This window comes from Candidatus Poribacteria bacterium (assembly GCA_021295755.1).
In the GTDB taxonomy this organism is placed as follows: Bacteria; Poribacteria; WGA-4E; order WGA-4E; family PCPOR2b; genus PCPOR2b.
Map to the genome: position 1 here is coordinate 26,574 of JAGWBT010000117.1, position 1,551 is coordinate 28,124.

The window sequence follows — 1,551 nt, forward strand, 5'->3', positions numbered from 1 at the left end:
GCCAGTGGCAACACTCCAAGCAGCGTAAAAAAACGTTTGCATTTGAGATCCGTCCGTGTTGTTACCCATGCAAGCGGTGCTGCCAGAAGTATGCCGGTCCCAATAACTCCGATGACGAGGAGGATGGTATTACCGAAAAGGTACACGGTCCGGGTACGGAAGACAATTTGAATCAACTCTCCCGTTTCCGCCTCGAATGCACGCACGAGAAGGTAAATCAGTGGCAGCACTATTCCAGTCCCGATGGCAACTCCGGGGACGAAGAAATACCATGGTGGAAAAGATCGCGTCTCAGAATGGATCACAAAATGTCTGCCTCACGCAGAAGTTTCAAGGTTCCTTCTAGGTCATCCAACTTTTCTAGGTTGATCGCTGGTGTTAGTTTTAAAAGTTCATCTGGTGGCAGCAATTTTGCGCTAGGAATGCCCGCCCCCGTGACAGGATACTCAAAGACCTCGCTTATGAAGAACTGCTGTACCTTTGGGGATAATAGGTATTCGACGAAGGTACTGACCTCTTCGGTGTGACTACTGTTTTTCAGGATACCGATCCCAGCGACGTTAACCAGATTTCCTGGATCTCCGGCTCCAAAGAAAGTCTGCTCAACAGGAAACCCGGAGTCGCTCTTTTTGAAGCGCATCAAATAGTAGTGGTTAGGCAAACCAAGATCGATTTCTCCAGCGGCGAGTCCCCGAATAATCGGTGTGTTCTTCGGGTATCATACCGCGCAGCCATTCCTCCGTTGTATCTTCTCCCTTAAGGACGCGCATCGCCGTTACAAAGGCTTGGAATGATGCGTTCTGCGGTGCCCAACCGACACGTCCCTTCCATTTCGCATCGGTCAAATCGAAGATGCTGTTGGGCAGTTCATCCGCCTTGACTCGTTCAGGCGCGTAAGCGAGGACACGCGCGCGACCGCTTGTTGCAGTCCACACTCCCTCGGCATTGCGAAACTTGTCAGGAACTTTCGACAGGATGGATTCGGGTAATTTCTGAAACAATCCCTGTTTGCTGACCGCACCGAGCGCCCCCGCATCCTGTGCCCAGAAAAGATCGGCGGGGCTTTTTTCCCCCTCCTCTAACAAAGCCACCGCAAGTTGAGCAGTGTTACCGTAACGTACCTTGACCGTGATGCCGGTCTCCTTCTCAAACTGCTTGATGATAGGGTGGACCAAACCCTTGCTGCGCCCTGAATAGACGACCAATTCTCTGGTATCGGTTGCATTGACCGTCCATACAGTTAGAAATAGTCCCAGAACTCCAACCAGATATCTCAGCATTGTATCCTCCGAAAATTGTACAGTTATTTTACATCTGCGTTATTGATATTGAGATTCAGTTTCAATAACATAGATATAATTATAACTTGTATTAATCGGTTTGTCAAAGAATATCCGATCTGCGGTAGAAATTTTTTGTTACGCTATTGCCGGGACGGATCTTGTGCCAGCAAATCTCCTAATTCAGTCCTTTTGACATACTCCAAAACCTAAAGGATTTGGATTCTTTAGGAGTTGAATTGTGCTATCAACAAGGTTAGCCATCCGAAGA

General features: G+C 48.5%; 2 pseudogenes (1 of these 2 cut by a window edge). Both read right to left on the reverse strand.

Features of this window, described 5'->3' with window-relative positions:
• Window positions 1-305 (reverse strand): annotated as a pseudogene (locus J4G02_16475) (iron ABC transporter permease) (it extends 1,260 nt beyond the left edge of the window).
• A pseudogene (locus J4G02_16480) lies at window positions 302-1,280 on the reverse strand (iron ABC transporter substrate-binding protein). The pseudogenes J4G02_16475 and J4G02_16480 overlap by 4 nt, the downstream one beginning before the upstream one ends.
• Between the last annotated feature and the right edge of the window lie 271 nt (window positions 1,281-1,551).